Raw genomic sequence first — 23968 nt, 5'->3', positions numbered from 1 at the left:
TTTATTATTTCATACCTTACTAAATTTAGCTAAAATCACAAAGTACAAAGAAATATAAAGAATCGCAAAACATCTCTTTATATTTCTTTGTACTTCTTTAGTTGAAGTAGGCAAATAGTCCTATTATGATGAGATACGTAATAACTTGTCAATAATTATCACAAAAGGAGGAGTAAGTTTTGCTTTTTACACCCAAACGGTTCACAAAACTAATCGCAGTTTTCTTAACGTTTTTAATGCTTATCGGTAATCCCGCTGTCATTGCTACAGCAAATGCTGCAGACTCAGCAAACAGCACGCTAGCCAATGAATTTCCCGTATTAACCGTAGAAAAATCGGCGGTTAATGCAAATCAAATCGTTCTTAATCCCGATTCCAGCAGGTTAAGTACCGATCAAAAAACAGAACAATTTCTGAATCAACTCATTCCCTATTATCTGCAAAATGGGAAACAGCATGGGCCAGCATGGCTGAGAACTACCGATCTTAACCTTTCTTTTACAGAAGATTATAAGCCGGTATTTTCACTGGAAACCATCCAGCCCTTTTCTCAAACCTCGAAAAACAATGCTCTTTTGTTTTGGCAGGGCCGTTATTCCTATCAGAGCAGTGCCAATGCGACCGCTAACCTGGGGATTGGCTGGCGTAAACTTGCGGAAGATAAAACCAGTATTGTCGGCTTGAATGCTTTCTATGATTATGGCTTCCAGCATGATCTTTCCCGGGTTGGCGTCGGTGCAGAATACTTTAATAAATTAGCCGAATACCGGGCCAATTTTTACTTTCCCACCTCAGGCGACCACCTAATAGGAAAATCTACTTCTACCGCTGGCACCTTATATACCTATATAAGAGCAGTACAAGGTCTAGATTATGAAGTAGGATCAAGCTTAGCAAATGCTCCGTGGCTTGGTTTCTATGCTTCCGGATTTTATTACGATAATAAACATCACGATGACGAAAAAGGCTATCGACTGCGCAGTACGCTGCAGCTCTCTCCCCGCTTTTCTCTGGAAATGGGTTATACCAATTCCAATCTGTCCAACGGGGACTTATACGGAAAAATCCAATATCAATTGGCGGATAAACTGGGACCTTCTTTGTTCGGCGACAGCCATAAAGATAAGAAAACGAATGATATCAGCCATAAGCTGCTTCAAAAAGTACAGCGTGAAAATGAGATCAAAACTGAGACCTTTACTAAATTTGCAGCCGCTGCAGGCAGCGTCAGTACGACAGTTATCAATAGCAGTAATCATCAGCCAATCCAGGGAGCTATCCTGCAGGCCTACCAAAACGGTAATCCCGTCGGTAATTCCGTCACCACCAATGCTGCCGGAACCGGTGTTATCAGCGGTTTGACTGTAGGAGAGTATACAATTAAAGCCACCTATTTTGGCTACTCCAACGATAGCACGGTAACAGTACAAAAAGATCAGACCGAGAATACCTCAATCAGCCTAGCAGGAACCTGGGGAAATATTGTCGTGAATGTTTTTGACGCGCACGGCGCCTCGGTAAGCGGTGCAACAGTTACGGCCAATGTAATCAGTGAAGGCCACGCACGGTCTGAAGGAAATCTCTTTGACCGTATCTTAGGGGTAAAGACAGCATTTGCTGCTGAGACCGTATTTACACTCAGCCTGACAACAGGCTCGGATGGAACCGCTCATTTTAATAATCTGCCACCAGGCAATTACCGCTTTACGGTGCAGGCAAGCGGTCAGAGCATGAACAGTATACCGGCCAGCGTTCCTCTTAATGGCGGTACCAGCAAGGTAAATGTTGTGCTGCCTTCGTCCAATAACACAACCGGCAGTGCAGCAATTACCGTTACCGACGGAACCTTGCCGGTAAGCGGTGCCACTGCTAGTGTCACGGTAAACGGCACAACGCAGACAGCTACCACCAATGCTGCCGGTGTAGCAACCTTCAGCGATTTGCCGGCAGACAGCTACACCTTCTCGGTCAGTAAGGAAGGCTATAACAGTAATGCCGGTATTGTAGCAGTTACCAGCGGCGTGACCGCCGCCGGGACAATCGCGCTAACCAGGCAGATCAGCACAGTAACCATCACGGTTACTGACGGAACCAACACAGTCAGCGGCGCAAGTGTCACGTTAAATGGCACGACATCCGCTACGGATGAAATGGGTCAGGTCATCTTTACCTCTCAGCCGGTTGGGTTAACCAGCTATACAGTAACGATTGAAGGCTATGACACAAAGAGCGGCACCATAACGATTGTAAATGGAGGCAGTTCTGAAACGATTTCCATCATCAGACAAACCGGTACCGCCACCATCACTGTCATGGATGGGGATACTCCGCTCAGCGGCGCCACGGTTACGATCGGAGGCTTTGCCAATTGGACGGAGACAACTGACGCATCCGGCCATGCGACCTTTTCGAACGTTCCAACCGGTACTTATATTTTCTCGGCAACCAAAGCCGGTTACAACACTGTCGATGGAATCTTTGATGTACATCTAAATACAACTACAAGCGGAACCATTACCGTAGCACAACTCGGCACCGCCACAATTATAGCCAAAGAAGGAGCACTTCCGATTCAGGGAGCTATCATCAGCGTAAGCGTAAACGGTGTAACGCGGGCAGAAGCAACAAATTCATCAGGACAAGCACAATTCCTCAATCTTCCTATCGGCAACTATACCTTTACAATCTATAAAGAAGGGTATCAACTAAATACCTGCGGCGCCACTTTTATTAATGGAGTTGCAACTACAACGGTTTTATTAACCCGGCAAACCGGTAATGCAACCATTACTGTTATGAATGGAGAAATCGCGCTCAGTGATGCAAGCGTAAACGTAACGGTGAATGGTTCAGCGCAGACGGTGACAACAAATTCATCAGGGCAGGCTACCTTCACTAATCTTCCTACCGGTACGTATACCTTCACAGCAACGAAGAGTGGTTATGACAACAGTACCACTAGTGTAACGGTAGCAAATGGTACAACGGCCACCGGAAATATCTCGATGCAGCTACAAGCGTATGGAAATGTAACAATCGAAGTATGTGATGTGATTCAGATGCCTAGAAAAAATGTGACTGTATCTGTCAATGTCAATGGCACCATTCTATCAGGTGTAACGGATTCTTATGGGCGTGTAACGCTCATGAACATACCGGTTGGCACCCATAATTTCTATACGAATTTGACAAATAAAAATATAACTGTGCTTAAGAATCAAACTGTAAGTACAACGATTCAGGAAGGTTTTGATTAATCTTTTAAATAAAAAGTGCCGGAGTATCTAGTCACTGCAGAGTACATATCTCTGCAGTGACTTTTTCATTTTTTGAAGAGAAGCACCTGGGGTCAGGCTTGACTTATTTGGTTTTCTATCTGCTTATCACACTTAGTTCCATTCCTTTTTCAAAATGGCGTACTCAAACGTATTTTCATACTTTGGTGTTCCATCTGGATTTTTTACGAACGATATAAACTCTATATAATATGCTTCTCTGCGCATACCGAGCCGCTCACAGAGTTTTTGTGAACGAACATTGTAATCTTCTGTATAAGCATAGATCCGTCTTGCATTCTTATCATTAAACAGAAAATCCAGAAAGGCTCTTGCTGCTTCGCCTGCGTATCCTTTTCCTTCGTATTTTTCGTTAAACTGCCAGCCAACACTGTACGTATCAGGCTCATCTTTTGCTAAGAATAAATTCCCAATTACTGCATCAGTTTCTTTTAAGCATATAGCGAACTGGGTTTCATCGTCGCTTCGTTTCTTCACCTCGGCCACAGCATCGTCAAATGTGTTGAGTTTTTCATTAGCAAAGCAATTTACACGCGGGTGGGAGAGATAATCCCATAGTCCCGCTGCATCCTGCTCCTGAAATTTTCTTATAATAAGTCTTTCGGTTTCGATTCTCATCACGATAAATACCACCTTTTGAGATACTCTGTATTCAAAAGTTCAACTACTCCGATTACGTCTATTCGTAAATCACAGGTTGATTGCCACTAATAAGGACTCCATTTTAATGACCCAGGTCAGTTAAATAAGAAAAAAAACTGCGCATAGTACGCAATTTAAAACTTAGGGAATCGATAATTCGAGCATACCCTCCTCAATTCCCAAAATTCGTTCCAGCACCGATTCGGCAATTTTTGTTTTAGTATGATAGGTTTCCTGAGGTTCTTTTGAATACGCAACTTCCAATAAGCAGTCTATTGTACTCCAGAAAAAAGCAATCGTTTCCTTGATATAATCCACATGCATGGTACCCTCTTGATTTCCCTGACGGATAATCTCCTCCAAAAGAGGGTTAAATACGGTTTCGACATGCTGTTGCCAAATACTATAAACTAAATTGAATTGTTTTTCATCCCATAGTCTGTCTATAAGCACATCAACCTGACTGGGAAGTAACAGTTCGGAAATGAAAGTTTGCAGTTTGTTGATTGCCGTATGCTGGCGGCTTTTTAATTGGTAGGAAGTCGCCATTTCAGCAGCCCAGCGCGTGCAGATAGCTTCTAAAACAGCTTCCTTTGTGGGAAAGTAGTAAAAGAACGTCCCCTTGGCTACACCGACTTTTTTAACAATATCAACAACCATTGTTTTCTCATAGCCAACAGAAATAAATAACTCTAGAGCCGCATCAATTAACTCTGATTGCCGGACTTCGGGATCTTTTCGGACTCTCATATTTGTAGCAACTCCCTGACTAAAGATAAACTTACACTATCGCTTCTCAAGCATTACTGACCTTGGTCAATTATATAATAATCAATTTTGCATTGTCAATAAACAAAACATTCACCGGAGAAAAGAAAAACTTTGGTTCGCCAATGCGTCTGTTAACCATTGGGGGTGCATTTTTAGAATATTAGCCGGCAGATGATTTGTATCAAAAAAAGTAGCTTCAGCAATTTCACGATCATCTGCCTGCAGGTCTCCACCGATTACGCAGCATAAAAAGCTCAAAGTGATGAAGTGAGTGGCTGAACCGGACGGATAAGTAAAGACTTGCGAAACCGGATCGGAATAGACGCCCACTAACTTCTCTACCTCTACTATTAACCCTGTTTCTTCTTGTATTTCCCGTTTAATTGCGTCGGTAACCGTTTCACCAATTTCGAGGTGTCCCGACGGAAGGCCCCACAAACCATTATCCTTACGTTTAACCAACAATACCTGCCGCTGACCATTAAATATGACTGCCGCTACACCGGGTTTTACAGCATCGGGCCATACAAAGCCTGGGTTTCTCCAAGGTTTTACCTCTTCAGTGGGTTTAAACAGCTCCCACAAATGAGTGATAATCTTGTCAGGCATCCGGTAATCGTGTTTTGACGGAAAGCAGCACCTATCTTTGGATAAAAGAATCGCATCAATTCCCTGTTTGTGTGCACCTAACATATCTGTCTCTAGGCTATCACCAATCATTACGACCCGTGAACCGAAGGCAACGTTCTTTAAAGCAGCAGAAAACAAATAGGAATGCGGCTTGCCAATAATAAGTGGTTGTTTACCACTAACCTTGCGAATCAGCTCCACCATGGCTCCTGTCGCAATACACCGGCCATCGCGCCCCGGAAATGATTGATCCCCATTTGTGGCAATAAACCGGGCTCCCTGCTCTAAGTAGCGTATCGCCTGCTGGATTTGCACTAAATTTGTATTTTCATTATAACCTGCTACAACGGCTTGACAAGTACCGTCAACTTTAGTTTGAATGCCAAAGGCCTCCAACTCGCTGGCAAACCCTGCAGTGGCAATTGCAAAAACGTCGGAAATATTGTTTTTCGCAAGATATTGAGCGGTGGCCCACCCGGAAGTAATAATTTCTTCCGGTGATACTACAATTTTCATGGAATTTAAGCGATTGCACAGCTCTTGTCTGGTTGGCCGCGGATCATTCGTAACAAAACAAACCGTTTTACCCATTGCCCGGAGTTTTCGAATACATCTTCTGCTTCCTGCTAAAACAGCATCATCGAGGTAAATCACACCATCAAGGTCAAATAGGAAAACGTCATATTGATCGGCAATCATAAACAACAACCCCTTCAAAAAAAATAAGCCCGGAGAGATATCTTGACGCACTTAAATACGCCAAGCTATCCCCCTCGGGCTTTTTGTGCCAATAGGTGCCCCCGCGAAAGCGGGCTGTAGCGCTCGGTCGCAGCCCTCGTAAGAGGCGGAACCCTAGCTACCTTTTCCAAGCTTGAAAATGAGAAAATATATTGTTATTTATTATTGTAGCATGGTCATAGTATTTTGTCTTTGATTTTAGTTCGATGCACAGGAACCATAAATTTTAAATTGGGCATACTCATATTTATTTCTTTACCTGTTTAACCAGCTCTTCAGCATAATCTTGCCTTACCTTACGTGCTTTCACCATTTCCGCTACAACCTGATCGATAATATCTGGAGTAGCACCTGCTGCCACTGCTACGTTCCTTGCATGGAGGGACATATGGCCGCGTTGAATTCCTTCGGTAGCTAATGCCTTTAATGCAGTGAGATTCTGCGCTAAGCCAACAGCCGCAATAACTTCTCCTAACTCAACGGCTGACTTAACATCAAGAATCTTTACTGCTAATCGCGCCACAGGATGAACTTTGGTTGCTCCTCCGACTAAGCCAACTGCCATCGGCACTTCGATCGTACCTACCAAATCACCATCTTTATTCTTTTCCCATACCGTTAAAGAAGTATACCGGCCATTGCGAGCTGCATAGGCATGTGCACCTGCCTCAATAGCGCGTGTATCATTCCCTGTGGCAGTCACGGCAGGAATGATGCCGTTCATAATTCCCTTATTGTGCGTCGCGGCGCGATAAGGATCTACAGAGGCAAAGGTATATGCCCATACGATACCGTCAACAACAGCCTCTCCTCCTACTGTCTCTTTATCTATCACCGTTCGTACGCGGACCAGCCGTTTATCAGCCAAGTTAGACAAAATACGCAGATAGACCTTGCCGCCAGTAATTTGCTCAATATAAGGAGCTAACGCTTCAGCCATAGTATTTACCGTATTTGCTCCCATGGCATCCCGGGTGTCCGCAATCAGGTGCATAACTACCATTGTTCCCAATGGTGATGGTACTATTTGTACTTCCAGGTCTTTCATCCCGCCGCCTAAGCTAATCAGCATAGGGTCCTGGGAATTTGCTATTTCTATGAGTTTTTCACGAGCTTCAAACAGCTTAAAGCGGGCTGCATACGGATCTGCTACATTCACAATTTGAATTTGAGCCCGCATGATTGGTCCAGTATTACTTGTAAAGAACCCGCCCTTTACCCGGGCCATCCTAGCAGCATTGCTCGCCGCGGCAACAACAGAAGGTTCTTCAACTGCCATTGGAATGAGGTAATCCTTACCGTTAATCGTAAAGTTAACTGCTATCCCCATAGGCAGTGGCATAACACTAAATACATTTTCAATCATATGGTCTGCCGCTTCTATGCTGAGAGCACCGGTCTTAGCAAGTAACGAGACTTCTTCTTCAGTTAAGCTGCTAAACTTAGCAACTTCTTCAAGACGCTGCTGTGGTGATAGCTTATAGAACCCCTTAAACTCACTCGTTTTCATTTGCTATGCCCCTTTCTATTTTTCAATTTCCATTCGTAACAATGCTGATGCCATTGTTTTGCCCAGTGTATCAAGCCGTAAAGACTGGGTGGCACCCCCTCCTAAAGCCTCTTTCATCACAAAATTAAACCCGCTTAATGTAGGAACATCATAACGAATTACCTCGCCCAATACTACCCCTTTAAAATGCTCCTTTACCTTCTCTGCTGTAACTTGTTCTTGTAACAGTTCATAATCCTTCGGATCACGAGCGTATAAGCAAATATTACTGATGTTTCCTTTATCCCCTGAACGGGCGTGGGCCACATCTTTAAGTAAACACTTAGCCATTACTTCACCTCCAAAATATGTGGTGTCAATTTCACAGCATCACGAGGAATAAGGGTAGGCCAAAGTGCAATAATCTCGCTTACTTTCGGTCTTCCACCGAAGAAGCATGCACCCGGTGGTCCATTTAGTTGCAAGGGAGCAATCTCCGGTGCTAGTTTTTGAGCCTCCTTCTTATCCTTCGTTCGTATTGTCATCCGCATGACAACCTCATTCGGTTCGCTAGTAAGCGGGGCAGCTATCGGTCCATGCAGAGCATTTACCCCTAAGTAATCTACCCGTATTTCCTCTGCCTGGAGTCCCTTTTTAGCCAGCCGCTTTTTCAGTATTTCTGCTGCACACTGTGCCTTCTCATAAGCATCAGGCCAGGCAAAAGGTAAATAGCCCTCAATTTTATAACCGGCCTGGTAGCCAATACATAACTTTAATTGCTCAGGCCGCGCTTTGCCAAACACATCGTCAAGACGAACCTGATCCTTGCCGGTTTGGGTCAGCCTTGCTTTACTGACATCGACACTAACATCCGGTGTAATGTAATTAGCCGGATCATGAATTTCATAAAGGAGCTGCTCCTTGCAGGTTTGTTCAGAGATTAAACCACCGCAGCCAGGGGCTTTAGTAATAATAATCTCACCGGTTTCACTGACTGCCGCAATTGGATAACCAAGTGAATCAAGATCCGGTACATCTCGCCAGCCATAATCAAAGTTCCCGCCACTGCCTTGGCCACCGCACTCCAGAAGATGCCCTACTATAATACCTTTCGCCAAGTCATTCCAATCCTGCGGCTTCCAGCCATACTCATATGCTAAAGGTGCAAGGAACAAGCTGGAATCGGTGGCACGACCGGTTACTACTACGTTTGCCCCCATTTCCAGGCACGATAGAATAGGCTCATGACCGTAGTAAACATTAGCGTTCACAATCCGGTCTTTAATTTTGTCAAAATCCCGGCCGTTATCTAAGTTTTTCATTGTGATTCCCTGTGACTGCAAATCCGTCAACTGCTCTAACAAGTCATCGCCTGTTACATACCCTATTTTAAAATTACTAATTTGTTGGCTAATGGCAAATTTTTTAATTTCGTTGACCGCTCCTGGCACATTCATTCCGCCGGCATTAGATAGAACTTTGATATTCTTATCCAGGCATTCTTTTAGAATGACCCGCAGCATATCAATGAAATCCTGGGCAAAACCCCGCTCAGGGTTACGCTGCCGCTGACGCTGCATAATGGATAAGGTTAATTCGGCTAAGTAATCACACGCCAGATATTGCAGATTACCTGTCTTGACCATATGAATCGCAGCATCGTTACTATCACCCCAGAAGCCTTGCCCACCACCAATACGTACTGTTTTCAAAAAATCATCTCCTTTGTAACCTTACAGAAAACATTGTTGTATTTACTTGATTCCGAATAACGTAAGAACTATGTAACTTGATGCATAGTAAGTCATATACTGCACTCCTGTATGAATGCCAAAGAAGCGATTTAAAATACCCCCGAGAATCGCGATAGTTATGGAAATACCGATACCCACAATGCCAGCTTCATAATAGGAGAGAACAATAATCAACCCCGTGAACATGCTGATAATCGCTTCCTGGCTAACTGTTTGCAACACCCAGACGCTCGCTTTACGGGCATAATTCATCGAAAACGGATAGGCTACCAAAGACGCTACGATAATCCCTATAAAGCCATACAACAGATACTGATAGGGAACCATTAAGTTGTGCAAGTTATGAATCGGTTGAGAGGTAAATACAGGTGGGGCATTAAATAACGGAGCGGCCGGACCAAGCGCCATGGGGCTAAGCGGTATACCAAAGGCCATCAATGGAATGATCGTCTCAGCAATATACGTCGCTTCTGTCACTCCGTTCATAGCAGCCAACGAAGTAGTTAGCCTCTGATATAAGCTCTTTACCCGGGATGAGATAATCTCGCCTACCATAACAGTCATCCCGACAGGACTAAAGGTAAAGGTTAAGGCCGACACCGTAGCAGCTGCGGCAGTATACATCTTCTGCTCACCTGATAAAATAGCAAGCGGATTGGGAAAATACCCTTTCCAACTTTTTAGTTCAGGTGCCAGCCAAAACTCCCGGGGCTGACTGCGGGTAAGTAAGTGCCTTGATATTGGTGAAAGCAGAGTCACCAAATCAGCGAACATCGGGCCTATGGCTATCCCTAAGAAGATACTGATGAAGACCCCCTTACCTAACGCCGCAATGGCCATTTTGTTTAGTCCCTGAATTAAGAATGCAAAGGGTATGAGGACAAAGACACTGGCCCATTTGCCACCTGATGTATAAGCGATAATAACAGCAGCGATGGTAAAGATGATGGGAGCCCACGATTTAACTGCTTCAGCAAAGGGAGCTAACAGCGTGGCAAAGCCAACGGAGATTGGCAAGGCAACAAAAGCAGCTATAATGCCTCCCGAAATCATCTTCCGCAGGGCAATATGCGGTACACCCAAGCGGCGAAGAATACTGGCATCCTGAAGCATCGGAACTGCCATCGTATCGCCCGGAACTCCCATCAGCGCTGTTGGTATGGCATGTGTCATATGTTTGGAAACAGCAGCGGCTATAAACCAGGCAAAAACTGCTACAGGTGGAAATCCCAGTAAGATTACTAGCAGGGTTAACGGCGCAATTGTCGCCGTTTCATCGGTTCCGGAAATCAACCCAATTCCGGAAAAAATTATCCCTCCTGCAAGAGCAGCCCCTAACCCCCAAAATAGCTCATTGAGAAACAGTGCGTCCATCTTGTACTTCACCTACCTTACTTTTAGGATTTTTCCGGGCAAACAAGTCATATATCTGCAAGTCTTTCATTTCTTGTATAACCTTTGGCCCGACAAATTGAAGCTCTTCCGCCTCTTTATCTATATCAATTTTCAGTTCTTCTAACACAGCAAGACGGTCTCCCTCAGAAAACTCCTCTTCGTTTAATTTCCGCTTTGGTTTAAACAGCTTTGCTGAAATAATGGCAGATAAAAGACATCCTGCGATTCCTATTAGCAGTGCATAGGCAGTCATTAAATTTGCTGCCAGCTTAGAGAAGTTTGCTTGTAGATAATTGAGGCCTAGGATATAAAACAATAAACTGATAATAATTCCAATTCCCATTGCAATTGCAAGATGCTTGAGGTCGACTGTATCTCCCCAAACATCGGCATAGGGCTTTTTCTCCATACATATACCCCCTCAAATACTTTTTCAGCTTCTCCTACTTCGCTTTGTGCCTACTCGATAATATCCCTCCTTCTTGAACTGGTTCTCACGCAGCTTAAATCTGCAATATTCATGCCAAGCACTCTATACCATTACAGCGCTTTATTTTGCTGAATATTCAAGATGCTTTTGTGATAATCCGCAGCTCTTTTGTATACGACAGTAAACAGAACAGGGTTTTCTCATTGAGAAAACCCTGTTCCAAACGTATACATATGTATACTATATCTACAAATATCCGTAATTTTTCAGTTTCTTATAAAATGCTCTACGACTTATTCCAATCATTTTCATAGCCTGAGTCTTATTATTATTACAAACCTCCAAAGCTTGTCTAATTAACTCGCGCTCTTCGATCTGCCTGTTACTTCTTAGTGTCTCCATAGTAGAAAGCGTTCCGGATAATGACGATACACTTTGCAAAACTGCCTCGTTACTAATATGCCCAGGCAGATGCTCGATACGGATCTCTTGCTCCGTACACATAATTACCGCATATTCTATACAGTTTTGCAGCTCCCGGACATTGCCGGGCCACTCATAGGCTGAAAGAAAGCGGATCGCCTCGGCAGAAAGGATTCGGTCCTTTTTGTACTTTGCACTATTTTGGTGTAGAAAATACTGAGACAGCAATCCAATATCTTCGCCGCGCTCACGTAAAGGTGGTATTTTAATAGATACAACATTTAGCCGGTAGTATAAATCAGTTCGAAACTGGCCCTGCTTAATCATTTGTTCCAGCGGCTTATTCGTGGCGGCTATGACTCTCACATCAATGGAGATGCTCTGAGTACGGCCAATTTTTTCTATTTCTTTTTCCTGCAAAACACGAAGCAGCTTTGACTGCATGAAAGGCGACATGTCACCGATCTCATCAAGAAAGATTGTTCCTCCTTCAGCTAACTCGAATTTGCCTAGTTTTCCACCCCGTTTAGCCCCGGTAAATGAACCTTCCTCATAACCAAACAATTCACTCTCCAGCAATGTTTCCGGAATGGCTGCACAATTTACGCTAATCAATGGTTTGCTGGCTCTACTACTATTTTGGTGAATCGCCTTAGCAATGATTTCTTTCCCGACGCCATTCTCCCCGCCAATTAATACCGAAGCATCTGTTTTAGCAACGATCATGGCTTGTAATAACGCTTTGAGAAAGGCGGGATGCTTACCAACAATCGAATTACTTAATAAATAATCATGTGCCTCTAGTTGATTCCGAAAGTATTCTGCTAAGCCTTCAGCCCGGTTGAGAGCTTCACTTAGCTTTTTCGTCTCAGTCACATCACGGAAGATTGATACTGCAGCGATTATCTTTTTGTCCTTTTGTATGGGATGAATATTTACTACAACGTCTCTTCTCAGTGACTTAATCTGCACAGCCTTGCCTAATACAGGTTCGCCTGATTTTACAACATCAAGTATGGTTGCTCCAGGTTCAACTCTTTGTATTTGCCTGCCTAAAACATGATCTTTTGCGACGCCTAAAATCCTTGAGTACATTTCATTCACATAAAAGATGCGACCATCAGCATCAACGGCAATAATGCCTTCCTGAAATTTATCAAGAATCTGGGTCAGAACCCAATTGTCACATGCCTGGGTTAAATAGGAGAGCATCTCGTCATTTATCGCCATTATTTCACCCCATTGGCCCTGGATTTAGAGGAAAGGATTCTCTTTTATGGCTACCATATCCTCCTGCTAGAATCTAGTTGCACACAAGATTACGCCTCAGAAAAATTCCTATCAGCAGCACACTATAAAGCCATATATTTTTATGAACTTCTTATTTCCGCTTCGATATTGCTTACCTAATTCAGTTATTTTTAACCGATGAGCAAAAATAAAACTTTTTCACATTTTACTAAACAAATATACAATAAGATGCATATAAAGAAAGAGGGGGCATTTTACAACTTTTAAGTCACTAACAGAAATGTTTATTTTGATAATAATTAATAAATATCCTCAGCGCACCTAACATCTATTTTAAGCATTTAACAGAGAACTCCTTGAACAAGAAGCTCTTTAGGCGTGAGTGAGTTAAATCCTGGTAGAAGCAACCTAAACCGTAAAAAATGAGGAGGCCATTTATATGAGCGCAATAATTAAACAAAGTTTGCCAATAGTTGAAAAAATGATTCAAAATGCAAGCAACCAAAGACAAATAGCATTGAAAGAAAGTAAATTCAAAGTAAATTTAGATAATATAAAAGATAAAACAAAATCTACTGAGCAAATTGATGTTAGAGCTGAGGGGCACCATGACCCCAATACTGCACTCTATCTTGATGCTTCCTATCTTAATTCACCCCAATTAGATAGCATTGTTGCAAATGGGGTTGAAAACTGGTACTATTTCTACGTTCCATCAACATCGCCTAAGGTAAAAATTAATTATCGATTTATACAAGCTGCTAGTCAAAGTTGCATTGTAGCTTTATACCAATTACAGAGTGATTTAACTACTTTATCGGTTGTAGCTTTTGGAACTTCAGGAGAAAACGAAACGATTAATTATATTGATAATAGTTCAACCGGAGTGTATTTTTTAAGAGTTATACCACTTGTCCCAGCTAATAGTAATCCGTATGAATTCTATTTGCAATTACACAATAATTATGATTTAATTGGCAGCAACTTTTCTAATGCACGAGAGTTTACAGACGCATTGTCTGTTACTGGAAAAATTAATTATGTTTGTGATCAGGAATATTTTAAAATTACTTTATCCGAGTCCGGTTCTTATGTTCTTGCATCTCCATTAGGAAGTAATTTTATAATTCATTTGTATGATCAGAATTTAAACCCCATATTAACACTACCGATGACAAACGAAATATACCGAATAGATGGCTTCAATACTACAGTTTACTACCTTACTGTTGGATATTATGGTGATGCAAGCAGTTTTGTACCAATTGCTTCTTATCCCTTAGAGTTCACCAAAACAAGAATACCGGCAAAAGCTACATTTATCGATCTTTCGTACATTGATCCTGAAAAAGTTAATTGGAATGCTGGTATGCGTTACCTTGTGTCAGGATTTACGAATTTTATTGTTTCTGGTCGCATTATAGACAGTTTAGGCCGGGGCGTTCCTTTTGAACAGGTTCGCGTTGAATTAGTAGATGAAGCTTGGTCTCCCGATCATGGCAACAATAGTGTACTCTTCAAACGCCGCTCTAATATAGTATCAACAGATGGCAACGGTGATTTTCAAGTAGGCATGCAAACTCCTGTAGCGTATGGGTTATATAGTATTTATACAGTTCGATTGCATATTTACGACCACGGTGAACTTTATATTTATACTGCAAATGATAATTTCAACACCCATCTCGCAACTACTGCAACTGAAAATACCTTGTTTTATATCCTCGGTTATTAATTAAATAAAAATAAGCTGTCGACAAATAAATAGTCGACAGCTTATTTTTATTTTTTTAGTAGATCGCCTATCACAACTAAAACTGCAACTTACTTTATTGTCCGAAAAAATTATGTTACTCCGAATGGTAGAAACTTCTAGTAATCCCTAATTCTTAATTATCCGTTAATTAAATTAGAAATTCCTTCGATAATTATTTTAGAAACAATAATAAAGAGGTGCATTTGTCATGGTCGTGTCTAATGTCACTACGCTATATTCCAACAAAATTATAAAAAAGGCTATTAACATCACACCACCATTGCTTAAGACAAATATGCAAGATAATATTAGCAACACTAACGATCAAGCTGTGATTTTGACCTTGTCAAAAGCAGCCCAAGAAAAACTTGAAGACCCAAAATATGCCGATGGAAATCAAGAAATCATTATGAATAGCGAAACTCATGCTATTGCTAATCTTAAAGATCTAAAATTTAATTTTGGCAGTGTTGATGTACTTTGGGACAGATATCAAAAAGGGTTAGAAGCTCCACGGCTCGAAGCTCATCCAATTACGCCTTATGACTTTTTACCGGGGCTTAACCCCTATAGCTTTATGCAAGATGTTCTGGGATTAAATACTAAGAGCATGAACTTTGATGAAAAACTCATTCAGAAATTTAAAGATGTATCAACAATTATTACAGGAAATTCAAATATGGCGAGCCCCGAGGGCACTTTAAAGCCGGGCGGTATTGAGAATGCACTAACTCTTTATAAAGATGAGCTTAATAAAATTTTAGAATCCAATATGACTAATACAGAAAAAGAGAAAGCAACGAATAGTCTAAAAGGCTGTTTGATTGTGGCAGCAGGCGATGCATTGGCCAGAACATCGTCTATAGTGAAGTATTCATTTAACACTTTTCTTCCCGACGGCATAAAAGATAAAAATACGCTGCTTGCCTCAAATATGGTCAATTCAGTTTATCAATTGCTTGTCAATGGAATGGATTATATTGATGATAACAAAAATAGCTTCTCCTCACAAAAAATGATGGAAAGCATTAATAAAAAAGCGGGTAGTTCTTTGAATAATTTAACCTCAAAAGATTTTGACTTGTTTAGCGATTTTATAAATGAGCTTCACTATACAACTGGCATTTCTAAACCGTTTTTTGATAAGGTTCAAAATTCCGCAATTAACAATGAAATAAAATCTTACTTTAGGCAAATTTATAAGTTTGCATATGCACCATCTGGCCTATGATAGACCTGTCCGCACCTGCCATTATACGCATAACCCCACTGGTGAATGCGGCAACTGATGCTCTTACATCATTCACTTTTTCCTTTATGTCCGCCTACATAATCCGCCCGTTCAAGAAAGGTTCCCCCCGCCATCGATCCGGCATAAAAGATCGTTTTTTTGCCAAATCGCTTCCGAAGATCATCCACTGCTCTGTCCATGGCGTGTTTCTTGTCCTCTCCTTCATAAAATAGTTCCAACTGCTCAAGTTCCTGTGACACGATTTTCCCAACAGTAATATTTACCGATCGTACCGGTTCACCCTGCCACCGTTTACTAAATTCCTGGCGTGCCGCTTCACTAATGATTTCTGTTGAGTGTTCCGGGCGAATTAGTTTAATTCGTGCAGTAAACCCCAGCCGTAAACTCCGGTCCGAATATCCTATGCCTACATATACCTCTTGGCATTTTTCCTGGTGCTTACGCAGCCTGGCGCATACATCTCCCACCATTTCCTTGATGATCATTAAAATTTCGGCTTGTAGGTAATAATCCCGCATTAATATCTGATTTTTGCTATACGATTTACTTTTCGGCCGTTCCTTCTGGCTGATGATGCTCGCATCCAAGCCCCATGCGTGGTAATATAACTGCAGCCCTATTACGCCCAGAGTTTTCTGCAATAACAGCGGATTGGCGTGGGCTAACGCCTCTATTGTATAAATTCCCATTCGCTTGAGCTTCTGGTCGTATCCTCTGGATATGCCCCAAAAGGCCGTCAGCGGCTGTATCTTCCATACTGTTTCCGGTACCATCTCATACGTCCATTTTGCAATCCATGGCGGACGCTTTTTCGCTTCATTATCCAGTGCCAGTTTGGCCAGCAGCGGATTATCGCCAATGCCTATTGTGACGATAAGGCCCAACTCATCTTTCACCATCTTTAAGATGGCTTCCGCAATCGCCTCTGCAGGTCCGAACAAAGTATGCGATGCAGTAACATCCAATAGGGACTCATCAATGCTGTAAATGTGCAGATCTTCATCTGTTACAAACCGGCGGAATATATTCTGTATTGCCTGGTTTACATCGATATATAACGCCATATTTGGCTCTACTACCATAATCGGCGAACGCTTGGGAATTTCAAAGAGTCGATTCCCGGTCTTGATATGATATTCCGATTTCACCCTTGGGCTGCTGGCCAGTACAATCGCCCCCGCTCTGCTTACATCCGATACTACGGCAATATAGGCTTCCAGCGGGTCGAGCCCCCGTCGCACGGCCTCTACGGACGCAAAGAAGGACTTTGCATCGATACATAATATGCTCCTGCGGGGAAAACAAGAAAAATCAACGATTCCCATCACTTTTGCCTTCGTTCTCTTTTATCTGCTCGTTATGCTCAGACAGCAGCATTCCCGCCCACTTTACCATACTCCGGTCGACGTAAAATATCCGGATCATCTGCTGGTAAATAGGGATACTCAGTAAATCTATTGTATGTTCGCTCATCACTATCCACCTCCATTCACATAATACCAGAACATATGTTCTATGTAAATCTCAATAGATGTGGTAATTTATTCCACCAATCAAATAACGCCGGCTAAGATGGTTTATCAAAACCACCCTAGCCGGCGTTTCCTTTCAAGAGCCGTACCGGTTAACCTATGTTGCTAATCTCATCAATTATTAGTGATTTTGCAATATACATTGCATTTAGCATTTTCTTAAAGCGAGTATAATGAGAAGCTCCCTCTGCAAATTTCAGCTTTGCTTTTTCACATTTGCTGATAACCGAATATATGGGACGTAGTGCTTCTACCAGTTCGTCTTGTGTATATTTGTGTCTACCATTTCCATCTGTTATTAATGATTTTGAAACATACATTGCGTTTATCCTATTCGTCAGGAGTGTATGATGAGAGGTACCCTCCGCAAATTTGGGTTGAGCCTTTTCACATCTGATAATTATTGAAGAAATAATTAGTAGGGCTTCTTCTAAATCTTCCTTTGTGTAACGGTTCATAACATCACCCTTAATCAGCATACATTTAGGGGGTCAGGCTTGACTTATTCATCGACTTGACTTATTTTAAGCCGCATCTCGAAGCATGTAATAAGTTAGGTTTATTCTAGTAAATGCCTTAGGATCTGTAACCCTGATTCTAGTTCATCAGTATTTTTCGGGGTGCTGACTGCTAACCGAATTGCTGGTTCAACTACAGCGCTGCCAACGATAAAGCGTTCGCAACAAAACACTTGCACCCCATTTTCTTTTGCCCTCATTTCGAACTGTTTTCCGGTCCACTTCAGAGGCAAAGTCAACCAGCGAAATTGTGAATTTAAGGTGCCATGAACCGAGTAGCCTGACAAGTATTGATCAACTAGTTTATTGCGTTGCTGTAAGCGAGTAATTTTTTCCTGCACAATCTTTTGAGCAACACCAGTGCTTATCAATTGAGAAGTGACTTCAACCTCCAATGGAGCAGACATAACGTTAATATCGCTATTTCCCTTCTTTAATTGTTCTAAGTAAGGCGATGGCATTGATAAAAATGCTACTCTTAAGCCAGCAGAAAGTGAATTTGAAACCGTAGAAATATAAATGCTCTGCTCAGGAACCATACTCGTAATTGGCGTATAGGGGGAGGCTGATAAGAACGAATAGGTAGCATCCTCTATGCAAATTAAACCATATTGTCTAATAATCGACGCTAAATCCCCGCGTTCCTTTTCACTCATATAAATAGCTGTAGGATTATGATGATCTGGAATAACGTAAATACCCTTGATTCTTTCATTTTTACAAAGCTGAATGAGATAATCAATATTCATATTTTCGCCTATATACGGTATAGGTATCAACTGTATTCCTAAAGAACTTGCAATGTTCTTGATTCCAGGATAAACAACCGAATTTGTAACAATTTTATCTCCAAAACGAAAAAGAGAAGTCAAAATAATTGCTAGTGAATTTTGCAGACCAGATGATATAAGAATTTTTTCAGCAGTAACATGTAGACCGAATTGGGAAAGCCAGCTCTGTCCACTTTGTTTATGTCTAAGCCGCCCTGAAGGTTCAGCATATTCGAAAAGACTACTAATATTAACCTTTTTAATAATATGTTTCAGAGTGTCTATAATGTATTTGTTTTGTTCGTATAATGGATGAGATGCACCCAAGTTAATGCAATGATCTAAGCCACATTGATCTAACATCGGAAAATTAGATAAAACATCCGATGAAATATATGTACCACGACCAACTTCCCCCGAAATTAAACCTTTTGCCGTACATAACTTGAATGCTCTGGCAATCGTACTCAAATTTACATCTAAATAGTCTGCAAGTTCTCTTTGGGGAGGTAATTTATCATTTGGGTTTAGTTTTCCATTCCGCACATCCTGTTCCAGGGCCCGGGCAAGTTCAATGTAAAGCGGAACATTTCCTTTTTTACTGATATGTGGTTTCCACGTCATAGGATAGTTCTCAAAGGAATTAACCGGCATAATCCCTCTCCTGTCTAAATTGTTCTGCAAACAATTTTATCATTGCTTGCACACATTATCAAAACTATACTGGAATTAGAATTTATGCAGTGAAAGGAGAGGATCACAATAGTAAAAGAAATCCTACTATTGGGAAATCCAAAGCTCTATGAAATTAGCAGTCCTGTTGAAAAAAGGGAACTACCACAATTATCACCAGTCATTCAAGATTTACATGATACTTTACTTGCATTTCGGAATCAGTTTCATGCTGGCAGGGCGATTGCTGCGCCACAGATCGGAATTCACAAGCGAATCATATATATGTACATTAATCAACCTACAGTATTTATTAATCCAGTGTTAAAACTCATTGGAGATGAAGAAATCGAGGTTATGGATGATTGCATGTCCTTTCCTAACCTTCTTGTGAAAGTGCGACGACATAAAAAGAGCCGTATTCTCTACCGCGACATGAAATGGAATGAACAAGAAATGGTATTGGAAGGGGATTTATCGGAACTATTACAGCATGAATATGATCATTTGGATGGGATACTCGCAACTATGCGGGCAATTGATAATCATTCATTTTATATGAAATAAAGAGGATGTTTACTATGAAAAAAATTGGTATTATTGGTGGAATCAGTTCCGCATCTACGCTTCATTATTATCAAATGCTGCATGATTTATTCTATGAACAGTATCACCATTACTACTATCCCGAAATGGTGATTGAAAGCTTAAATTTTCAATATTTTACCGATCTGGAAAATGAAAATAAACTCGACGAATATAAACAATACATTCTTAAGAGCTTTCATAATCTGGAAAGAGCTGGTGCGGACTTTGCAATCATGGCAGCAAACTCGCCGCATTCTGTTTTGGAAGAAATTCGAAACGATATTCCCATTCCAGTACTTAGTATCGTGGATGCGGTTGGACAAAAAGCGCGTGATTTAGGTCTGAAAAAATTACTTTTAACTGGCATCGCTTACACAATGCGAAGCAATTTTTATCAGACAGGCCTTGCAAAATATGGAATAGAGGTAATTACGCCAACAGTAGAAGAACAAGAAATCATTAATAAAATTATTTTCTCTGAACTAGTGATCAACTTAGCGACCGAAGCATCAAAACAAACGTTTTTGAAAATTATCTCATCCTATTCAGTTGACAGCGTGATTTTAGGATGCACTGAGCTTCCGCAGCTGCTGTCACAAAATGACACGGACCATTGTCTTTTAAATTCTTTACAAATACATTGTGAAAAAACTTTAAAATATGTGTGTAACAGGTAGTGAAAGCAACTGTTAAAAAGGGACTGGCTCAACTCGAGCCAGTCCCTTTCGCCATACAAATATCGTCTATTGTGATTTCTTGCCCCGGCTCAAGTACGATAAACTCCTCATCCCATTGTCCCAGCAACAATTTATGCAATAATCGCAGCGACCCCGGGACAATCTCGTGAAGCATGTTTAGTTTTCGGGCACATTCCCGGACTTTGGGCACAACAGCTTCAAGAGGATAGGCTCCTGTATTGATTACTATAAACCGGCGATAATTTCCCAGCATCGTTTTCATCACCCGCAAGGTCTGCTCTGGGCCATAAAGAGTCATACACCGTTCGTATTCCCTTAGAATATTTTTCTCATGCTCCAGCCAGCCCTGAGTGAAAAAATAAGTATTCATTTCCTGAGACTTTTTCTTTCTCTCATCGGCTGATCCCAACAATAATGCAATACAATCATTAACCCTCGGGATAACGATTTTGCAGCTGGATGACTTTATCTCCATTAGGCTGTTGCCACAATAACCCAAGACCATAAGAATAACATCTGCGTTATTTATTTTATCAACTTCTGCTTGAATACTCCGATGGAGAGATTCCCTGCTAGGGTATGATCCTGAATCGACATAAACGACAGGATAATTTATTCCTGTTTCTTTCATCGCTAATTGCAGTTCATCCCGAATGGTCCGACAAGCTAAAATGTACATCCGCAGCTTAGCCACCTGCCCGTAGTTAGCATTGACCACGTTCACAGCCTTCCTAGATAGGAGGTGGCATTCAGCTGGAATCTGTCTTTATGGCAGACCATTCGCGAAATCCCGAGCGGCACATCGTCCTTGGAGTAAATGACTTGTGTTATGACCATGACCGGTTGAAACGGTTCTGTCTCTAATAAATTAGCCTGCTCTAGCGATAAAACATCAACAGATATCACCATTTCATTCCGCACCGGTACGCTGTCCTGGTGCTTGGCAATCACTTCGGGAAATGCAGCATATTCCAGTTGGGTTTCAAGCAAGGGCTTCCCCCTGAGATAACGCATGTATTTCTCTTCAATAGCACTCGGCAGATCATCCTTATAAAGCAGGCTCCTTAATAGAATCACTTTATCATCCGGCGCAAGTCCCAGTTGTTGAGCGTAACTATGGTTGTCGTAGACCATCTTGGCACTCAGCAGCTTATAGCGAAACTGCTCCCCGTCAGTGGAGGAGGCATTATGAAAATTGATAACAAGTTGATTCAATTTCGGGAGACGGACAAAACTCCCTTTCCCTTTTAGCGTCTCAATTAGCCCCGCTTCAGTCAAAAGGGCTATTCCCTGACGCACAGTCATCCGGCTGATTCCATACATTTCGCCTAACTGCTCCTCGGTAGGAATCATATCTCCTTCTTTTAGCTTACCGGATTCAATATCAAGTTTTATATCGTAGGCTAAACGGTAGTACATTGGCATTAGCTTTCTCATTACAGCACCTCAGGGAAGGCTAAATTTGCTAGAAATTTTTTTGAAAAATCGGGATGAGCTGCCAATTCAATACATTCAATCTGTCTGGATATACGAATACACCGTGCCAATTTCTCTTTGGATAACAACGTGTGAACTGCCCCCATCCCGGCCGCATTGCCGATAGACCTGACCTGCTCCCGGTTAAAGCCGGGCAGCATGCCGATAACTATTGCACTTTCAATATCAATATAATTGCCAAAGGCCCCAGCAAGTAAGACCGGCATTTTGTCGATCGTTTTTTCTTTCTCCAGCAGTATTTGTATTCCCGAACAGATAGCCGACTTAGCAAGTTGAATTTTTCGGATATCAGCCTGGGTAATTGAAATATCGTAACCGTTTGCAGAATCTGCTGCGTCAACAAGGACAAACTCCCATTGGTCGTTGTTATATTTCAGGCGACCTTTCAGACTGAGAGGGATTCCGCCAAACTCCCGGTTAAATCGACCGCTGGACGTAATGATCTTTTGCTTCAGCAGTTCCGCTATGGCTTTAACGACACCTACGCCGCATATTCCCAAAGGCTTACCGCCACCGATCGTCTTAACCCGGACCTCGTCGTCGATAGACACATCGGTAATCGCGCCGGTAGAAGCCCGCATGCCGTCCCGGATATGAGCCCCCTCAAAGGCAGAACCGGCAGCTGTAGAACAGGCAAATATTTTCTCGCTGTTACCCAATGTCATTTCACCATTGGTCCCAAGATCCACAATCAGGAACAGTTCTGGTGATATATCCTGATCGACTGCAATAACCGCCGCGATTGTGTCCGCTCCGATAAAACCGGTGGTATTAGGCAACAACAGTACTTTTCCGTCACAATTGATATTCAGGCCGCACTCTCTAGGTGAAAACGGTTTTATATATTGAAAACAGGCTGAATAAGGTTTGCGCACAAGGCACAATGGAGATACCTCCATCAATAAATGCTCCATGGTGGAGTTGCCTGCAATGGATAACGCATAGATCTCATTGGGAAGAACCTTAGTTGAATCACACAGTTCCTGGATAATCCGATTCAGACATTGTCTGATGGCTCTGGCTTGAGCCCCGAGGTTACCAGGTTTCTCAGTGGCCGTAATCCTTGAAACAACATCCGCTCCAAAGGCAGCTTGCGGATTGGTTTCCGAGCAAATAGCGATGACTTTTCGCTCATTGAAATCAATCAACATTCCCACCACTGTTGTTGTACCTATGTCAAACGCCAATCCAAATAAAGCTTGGGACGTATCACCCGCTTCAATTATAATGGGTTCGTTATTAACCATCACAACTGTCAACTGCTGGGGAGCGGTTTCCATAGCCTGAACCAAACGCCTCCGTAACTCATCGGAAACAGGCGTTGCTGTTAGCAAAAGACGGTCAACCATTTCGCACAGTGAAAAAGGCTGACCCACCATGTAGGAATCAGGCGTCAATACTTTCTTTTCCAGGACCGGCTGACCCTCAATGGCGAACTTTTCGGCAATATTGCCCTTGGTACTGACTTCAGCCCTCTTCAGTCTCGCAAAAAGATTTTCCTCCGGCCGGATTTGGCATGCTAAATATATATTTGGCTGCAGCTGCTTGGCAGGCTTGCGATCCAGACCAGTAACCGCACCATGGATCACCTGTATTTTGCATTTACCGCAGACGCCTCTACCGCCACAGTTGGCCTCGACGAATATCTCACCATCGCTCAAGGCTTGTAAAACGGTCTTAGCGGTGGAACAAGGCAGCGACTGCTCAACCCCTTCAACTACCAACTGGTAACCATCGGCCGCCCCCGTCCATTGACAATCCGGCTTTTCCATAGGCCATCACCTTGCTTACATCTTAACCAGCATTATAAAAATCCATATTATTATCATAATATCATAGAAAACTAAAACTTGAAACCAATAGTAC

At 42.2% G+C, this 23968-nt stretch carries 21 protein-coding genes; 5 read left to right on the top strand and 16 right to left on the bottom strand.

All coding sequences use genetic code 11. The features are described from left to right. The first annotated feature begins 179 nt into the window (after positions 1–179). Positions 180–3257, top strand: a complete 3078-nt coding sequence (locus EV210_RS10715; protein WP_132079817.1) for a carboxypeptidase regulatory-like domain-containing protein — start codon at positions 180–182, stop codon at positions 3255–3257. Positions 3258–3389: 132 nt separating this feature from the next. Here EV210_RS10715 and EV210_RS10710 read toward each other — a convergent pair whose 3' ends face one another. The 9 genes from EV210_RS10710 to EV210_RS10670 form a co-directional block, all read right to left on the bottom strand. Continuing rightward, positions 3390–3914: a GNAT family N-acetyltransferase gene (locus EV210_RS10710; protein WP_207900709.1), complete on the bottom strand. Its 525-nt coding sequence runs from the start codon at positions 3912–3914 to the stop codon at positions 3390–3392. Positions 3915–4079: 165 nt separating this feature from the next. Further along, entirely contained in the window at positions 4080–4688 is a 609-nt protein-coding gene (locus EV210_RS10705) for a TetR/AcrR family transcriptional regulator (RefSeq protein ID WP_132079813.1), read from the bottom strand. Positions 4689–4799: 111 nt separating this feature from the next. After that, a complete protein-coding gene (locus tag EV210_RS10700) occupies positions 4800–6038 on the bottom strand; it encodes an HAD-IIA family hydrolase (RefSeq protein WP_132079811.1) in 1239 nt (412 codons plus the stop codon). A 286-nt stretch (positions 6039–6324) separates the two neighbouring features. Then, entirely contained in the window at positions 6325–7587 is a 1263-nt protein-coding gene (locus EV210_RS10695; RefSeq protein WP_132079809.1) for a hydroxymethylglutaryl-CoA reductase, degradative, read from the bottom strand. Between the two features lie 15 nt (positions 7588–7602). Beyond that, positions 7603–7917, bottom strand: coding sequence for an AtuA-related protein (locus EV210_RS10690; RefSeq protein WP_132079807.1), 315 nt, complete (start codon positions 7915–7917; stop codon positions 7603–7605). Then, positions 7917–9278, bottom strand: coding sequence for an acyclic terpene utilization AtuA family protein (locus EV210_RS10685; protein WP_132079805.1), 1362 nt, complete (start codon positions 9276–9278; stop codon positions 7917–7919). The genes EV210_RS10690 and EV210_RS10685 overlap by 1 nt, the downstream gene beginning before the upstream one ends. A gap of 42 nt (positions 9279–9320) precedes the next feature. Then, the gene (locus EV210_RS10680) at positions 9321–10694 is read right to left on the bottom strand and encodes a tripartite tricarboxylate transporter permease (protein ID WP_132079803.1); all 1374 of its coding nucleotides are present in this window, start codon (positions 10692–10694) and stop codon (positions 9321–9323) included. Continuing rightward, a complete protein-coding gene (locus EV210_RS10675; protein WP_132079801.1) occupies positions 10672–11124 on the bottom strand; it encodes a hypothetical protein in 453 nt (150 codons plus the stop codon). Before EV210_RS10675 ends, EV210_RS10680 begins: the two co-directional genes overlap by 23 nt. Before the next feature lie 267 nt (positions 11125–11391). Then, complete coding sequence (locus EV210_RS10670) at positions 11392–12798, bottom strand: sigma-54 interaction domain-containing protein (RefSeq protein WP_207900702.1); 1407 nt, start codon at positions 12796–12798, stop codon at positions 11392–11394. A 460-nt stretch (positions 12799–13258) separates the two neighbouring features. Between EV210_RS10670 and EV210_RS10665 the strand changes: the two genes are divergently transcribed. Both EV210_RS10665 and EV210_RS10660 read left to right on the top strand, forming a co-directional pair. Beyond that, entirely contained in the window at positions 13259–14554 is a 1296-nt protein-coding gene (locus EV210_RS10665) for a hypothetical protein (RefSeq protein ID WP_132079799.1), read from the top strand. Positions 14555–14783: 229 nt separating this feature from the next. Then, positions 14784–15806 (top strand): hypothetical protein, encoded by a 1023-nt coding sequence (locus tag EV210_RS10660; RefSeq protein WP_132079793.1) that lies wholly within the window; start codon positions 14784–14786, stop codon positions 15804–15806. Positions 15807–15874: 68 nt separating this feature from the next. Here EV210_RS10660 and EV210_RS10655 read toward each other — a convergent pair whose 3' ends face one another. The 4 genes from EV210_RS10655 to EV210_RS10645 all read right to left on the bottom strand — a co-directional run bounded on the left by EV210_RS10655 (position 15875) and on the right by EV210_RS10645 (position 19301). Continuing rightward, a complete protein-coding gene (locus EV210_RS10655) occupies positions 15875–17152 on the bottom strand; it encodes a Y-family DNA polymerase (RefSeq protein ID WP_132079790.1) in 1278 nt (425 codons plus the stop codon). After that, positions 17139–17300: a hypothetical protein gene (locus EV210_RS22630; protein ID WP_165898868.1), complete on the bottom strand. Its 162-nt coding sequence runs from the start codon at positions 17298–17300 to the stop codon at positions 17139–17141. The genes EV210_RS10655 and EV210_RS22630 overlap by 14 nt, the downstream gene beginning before the upstream one ends. A gap of 151 nt (positions 17301–17451) precedes the next feature. After that, entirely contained in the window at positions 17452–17817 is a 366-nt protein-coding gene (locus EV210_RS10650; protein ID WP_132079787.1) for a hypothetical protein, read from the bottom strand. Between the two features lie 101 nt (positions 17818–17918). Continuing rightward, the gene (locus EV210_RS10645) at positions 17919–19301 is read right to left on the bottom strand and encodes an aminotransferase-like domain-containing protein (RefSeq protein WP_132079784.1); all 1383 of its coding nucleotides are present in this window, start codon (positions 19299–19301) and stop codon (positions 17919–17921) included. 102 nt (positions 19302–19403) lie between these two features. Here EV210_RS10645 and EV210_RS10640 point away from each other — a divergent pair, with 102 nt between their 5' ends. Both EV210_RS10640 and EV210_RS10635 read left to right on the top strand, forming a co-directional pair. Then, positions 19404–19886 carry a peptide deformylase gene (locus EV210_RS10640; protein ID WP_341539054.1) on the top strand — a complete coding sequence of 161 codons (483 nt, stop codon included), beginning with the start codon at positions 19404–19406 and terminating at the stop codon, positions 19884–19886. A gap of 14 nt (positions 19887–19900) precedes the next feature. Next, a complete protein-coding gene (locus tag EV210_RS10635; RefSeq protein ID WP_132079778.1) occupies positions 19901–20584 on the top strand; it encodes an aspartate/glutamate racemase family protein in 684 nt (227 codons plus the stop codon). Positions 20585–20612: 28 nt separating this feature from the next. On the opposite strand, the gene EV210_RS10630 is transcribed toward EV210_RS10635, so the two are convergent. From EV210_RS10630 to EV210_RS10620, 3 genes are read right to left on the bottom strand one after another with little or no spacing between them, the layout of a single operon-like run. Further along, entirely contained in the window at positions 20613–21323 is a 711-nt protein-coding gene (locus tag EV210_RS10630; protein ID WP_243650510.1) for a DUF1638 domain-containing protein, read from the bottom strand. A 2-nt stretch (positions 21324–21325) separates the two neighbouring features. Next, the gene (locus tag EV210_RS10625) at positions 21326–22042 is read right to left on the bottom strand and encodes a GntR family transcriptional regulator (RefSeq protein WP_132079775.1); all 717 of its coding nucleotides are present in this window, start codon (positions 22040–22042) and stop codon (positions 21326–21328) included. After that, a complete protein-coding gene (locus EV210_RS10620) occupies positions 22042–23874 on the bottom strand; it encodes an ASKHA domain-containing protein (protein ID WP_132079772.1) in 1833 nt (610 codons plus the stop codon). The genes EV210_RS10625 and EV210_RS10620 overlap by 1 nt, the downstream gene beginning before the upstream one ends. Positions 23875–23968: the final 94 nt, after the last annotated feature.

It is taken from the genome of Anaerospora hongkongensis (genome assembly GCF_004339805.1).
In the GTDB taxonomy this organism is placed as follows: Bacteria; Bacillota; Negativicutes; order Sporomusales; family DSM-15969; genus Anaerospora; species Anaerospora hongkongensis.
This window is presented reverse-complemented; position numbering and strand designations above follow the sequence as displayed.